The organism is Thermoanaerobacter thermocopriae JCM 7501, assembly GCF_001310975.1.
Classification (GTDB): Bacteria; Bacillota; Thermoanaerobacteria; order Thermoanaerobacterales; family Thermoanaerobacteraceae; genus Thermoanaerobacter; species Thermoanaerobacter thermocopriae.
In genome coordinates, this window is the sequence record NZ_BAZY01000060.1 from 1 (window position 1) to 4,136 (window position 4,136).

Sequence of the window (4,136 nt, forward strand, 5' to 3'; positions counted from 1 at the left end):
TAGAAAATATAATTATTTAAAACTTTGCTCCAAGTGCTATGCAATATATGCTTCCATTGTCTCATTTGAAAGCTCCGTGTGGTATCCTGCAGGATCGAATCTTGTAGCAGCAGGGCCAAATGCCCATATTCCGACACTGTTTTTTAATTTTCTTTTCATTTATATAACTACTCCAATAGTTTATTGATTCAACAAACTTATATTATATATATTCGACGTCTATTAAAAAAATCCTCCTTTTTTGAGTAAAAAAATAAAAAAATAAAGCCACGGAGTAACATATACTCCAATGGCTTTATTTTTCTACAATTCTTCCTATATCCTATGTTTTTATCTCAAATCTTTTAATATCTGTATTTTTCCCGCAAACAGCTAATACATCGCCTTCATTAATCACATAGTCCGGCCCTGGTGATACAATGATTTCATCATTAAATTTTTTTACCGCTACGACATTTAATCCATATTTTTCTCTCACGTTTATTTCCTTTAACGTTTTGCCAAACCATTCTTCAATTGGAAGAATTTCTGCTATGCTGTATTCCTTAGAAAACTCAATAAGGTCTATTAAATTGCTTGAAAAAACATTTCTGGCAACCCTTATACCCATATCTTTTTCGGGCATAACAACCCTGTCTGCTCCAACCTTATAAAGAACCCTCGCGTGTAATTCATTGTGAGCTTTTGCTATTACGTATTTTACTCCCAATTCTTTCACAAGCATTGTTACCATAATACTTGATTCCATGTTCTTTCCTATAGCAACTATAGCCACATCAAAATTTTTCACACCTAGGGACTTAAGTACATTTTCATCAGTAGCATCAGCCCTCACTGCATGTGTCACCAAGCCATTCATAGCTTGCACCAATTCTTCATCTTCATCTATAACCAGTACGTCATTGCCCATTTCATATAAAGTCTTAGCCAAACTTATGCCAAAGCTTCCTAACCCAATAACAACGAATTGTTTCATCGTCCCACCTCTATTTAACCCACCATAATTTTTTCTTCAGCATATTTTATTATAGGTTTAGGCCTTCTCTGCCTTTTTGCCAATGCTAGTGCCAACGTTAAAGGACCAACTCTGCCAGTATACATTGTAAATATTATAATAATTCTGCCAACTGTACTCAATTCGGGGGTAAGCCCAAGTGAGAGTCCTACAGTTCCAAAAGCTGAGGTTGTCTCGTACAATACAGTCAAAAAGTCGGATGTTTCAGTAATAGATAAAACCATAGTCACGGAGAAAATAATAAAAACACTTATAAAAGATATAGCTACAGCTTTATAGACTATGTTTCTGCTAATAGTGCGCTTATAAAGTACTGTCTCTTCTTCACCTTGTATAACTGATAACACAGTATATAGTATAACCGCAAAAGTAGTTGTCTTGATACCTCCACCTGTTCCAGCTGGAGAAGCTCCAATAAACATAAGTATTATTGTCAAAAATTTAGACGCTATAGTCATGTCAGAAAGCGATAACGTATTAAAGCCAGCTGTTCTTGGCGTCACAGCTTGAAATAATGCTGCAAGTATTTTTGTAGGAAAATCCAGTGGTTCTAATGTTTTTGGATTATTGTATTCAAATAAAAATATAAGCAGTGTACCGATGGCAATTAAAAGCAACGTGATAGTTATAACAATTTTTGAATGCAGTGTAAATTTGTTAAAATGTCTATGTTCGTATATATCAAGCAAAACGTAAAATCCTAATCCACCAAATATTATCAAACCCATTACGACCAGGTTTACCACCCAGTCAGAAACATAACCTGTTAGACTCTTAAAATTACCCATAAGATCAAAGCCAGCATTATTAAATGCAGAAATAGAATGGAACAAGCCATAATACACTGCTTTTTTTAATCCCATCTGCGGTAAAAATCTCAAAGTCAATATAATTGCGCCAATGCTTTCAAATAAAAAAGAAACCATCAGTATATACTTGGCAAATTTCACAATGCCTCCGAGGCTATTTGTATTGAAAGCTTCTTGCATCACCAATCTCTCTTTAAAGGTAATCTTCCTACCAAGGATCAACGCGAAAAGCGTTGACATGGTCATAATACCTAAACCGCCAATTTGTATCAGCAACATTATCACTATTTGCCCAAAAACAGACCAATATGTTTTTGTGTCAACAACTACAAGGCCAGTAACACACGTAGCTGATGTAGCCGTAAAAAGCGCAGTTAAAAAATCTGTTCTCTCTCCACTTTTAGTTGCCACAGGTAGCATTAGTAATAAAGTTCCAATTAATATAATAGTCGCAAATCCTAAAGCAAGTACTTGAGTAGGTGTCAGTTTTATTTTTATTATAAAAATCACCTTCCCATGAAAAAAGCAAGAAGCCTATGGAATCACTTCTTCTTTAAAATGTCTAAATGAAATTTTCAACGCTTAAATTATAGCAGATTACTGTCATCGAGTCAATCATGCTATTTCTTTTAGTTATAAAGCCATGGAGCAACTTCTCCATGGCTTATTTTTCCCACTCTGTGTGGAATATTCCTTCTTTATCGACTCTTTCATAAGTATGAGCTCCAAAAAAGTCACGTTGGGCTTGAATAAGATTTGCAGGAAGATTTTCCTCTGTTAAAGCAAAATAATAATCAACTGCAGAATTTATTATCATGAGAGGTATTCTATAATTTCTTCCAATTTCTAGAACTTGATAGACAGAATTTAATTTATCTTTGATAAAGTCTATAGACTTATCACTATGCAAAAGATTTGCATATTTTTCATTTTCTCTGATGATATCCCTCAAAAAGTCTAAAATTTTTGCTCTTATAATACAGCCCCCTTTCCAAATTCTTAATATTTCGCTAAGGTCTATTCCATAATTATATTGCTTGGATGCTTCGTCAATTAGCCATAAGCCTTGAGAGAACGACATAAATATTCCAAAGAGCAGCGTTTTCTTTAAATGCTCTATCATTTCTTCTTTATTCACAGAGATTGTATTTTTTTCTTTCGAATATAATTTTGATAAAGTTTTTCTTTCTTCCTTGTAATGAGAAATAACTCTGGCCTCTACCGCCAAATTCAATGTTGGTGTAGGAACTCCTAAATCCAAAGAAGTTTGAGCAGTCCACTTTCCAGTACCTTTTTGTTCTGCTTTATCTAAAATGTAATCTAATAAAAATCCTCCGGTTTCTTTGTCTTTATATTTCATAATTTTGTAAGAAATTTCCATTAAATAAGAATCAAGTTCTTCCTGATTCCACCTTTCAAACACATCCCCTATCTCTTCATTAGTCATATTTAATATTTTCCTCATAAAATCATACACTTCAGCAATCAATTGCATAATAGCATATTCAATACCATTATGGACCATTTTTACAAAATGCCCTGCAGAATCGTTGCCTACATACGTACAACAAGGCCCATCTTCTGTTTTTGCAGCTACTTTTAAAAGTACATCTTTTATCAACTCATAAGCTTCTTTTGTTCCACCTGGCATTAAAGAAGGACCATATAATGCACCATACTCTCCACCAGAAATTCCCATGCCTAAAAATAAAATATTCTTTTCTTTTAAAACTTTTAACCTCCTGGAAGTATCCATAAAATAAGAATTCCCACTGTCAACAATAAGATCCCCTTTTTCTAAATACGATAAGAGTTCGTTTATCACATCATCTATAGGTGTTCCTGCTTTTATTATAAGTATAATTTTTCTTGGTTTTTTTAGACTTTCGACAAAATCTTTTAATGTGTAAAAAGGATAAATTTTCTCTTCTTTTACTTTCTCATCAATAAACTCTCTCGTCTTTTCCTCTGTTTTGTTAAATACAGAGACAGCATATCCATTTCTTGCAATATTCAATGCTAAATTTTGTCCCATCACCCCAAGGCCTATTAAACCAATGTCAGCTTTTATCATACATTACCTCCCATTATATAAATAGTTTACTTGCATATTTTTAAAGGCTTTGTTGAATTATACCCTTTCCCTTTTGTTCTATTCATTTCTTCTATAATTGTAACATTTAATTTTTTGAATCATTGCTCTTTCGTTAATAACTTCCAATAAATGGTTATTATTTGCTTTTTTCATTAGTAACTTTATAATTAAATTATATATCAACAGAAAAAATCAAATTTTCCATGGCCTACCCTTC

Annotated in this window: 4 protein-coding genes; all 4 read right to left on the reverse strand. The window is 33.0% G+C overall.

Going from position 1 to position 4,136, the window contains the following annotated elements; genetic code table 11:
• Positions 1-36: 36 nt before the first annotated feature.
• Positions 37-159 (reverse strand): hypothetical protein, encoded by a 123-nt coding sequence (locus JCM7501_RS15530; protein WP_012994344.1) that lies wholly within the window; start codon positions 157-159, stop codon positions 37-39.
• Between the two features lie 163 nt (positions 160-322).
• Positions 323-976, reverse strand: coding sequence for a potassium channel family protein (locus JCM7501_RS12270; RefSeq protein WP_012994343.1), 654 nt, complete (start codon positions 974-976; stop codon positions 323-325).
• Positions 977-990: 14 nt separating this feature from the next.
• Positions 991-2,334, reverse strand: coding sequence for a TrkH family potassium uptake protein (locus tag JCM7501_RS12275; RefSeq protein ID WP_012994342.1), 1,344 nt, complete (start codon positions 2,332-2,334; stop codon positions 991-993).
• A gap of 154 nt (positions 2,335-2,488) precedes the next feature.
• Positions 2,489-3,898 (reverse strand): NADP-dependent phosphogluconate dehydrogenase, encoded by a 1,410-nt coding sequence (gndA, locus tag JCM7501_RS12280; RefSeq protein WP_028991997.1) that lies wholly within the window; start codon positions 3,896-3,898, stop codon positions 2,489-2,491.
• Positions 3,899-4,136: the final 238 nt, after the last annotated feature.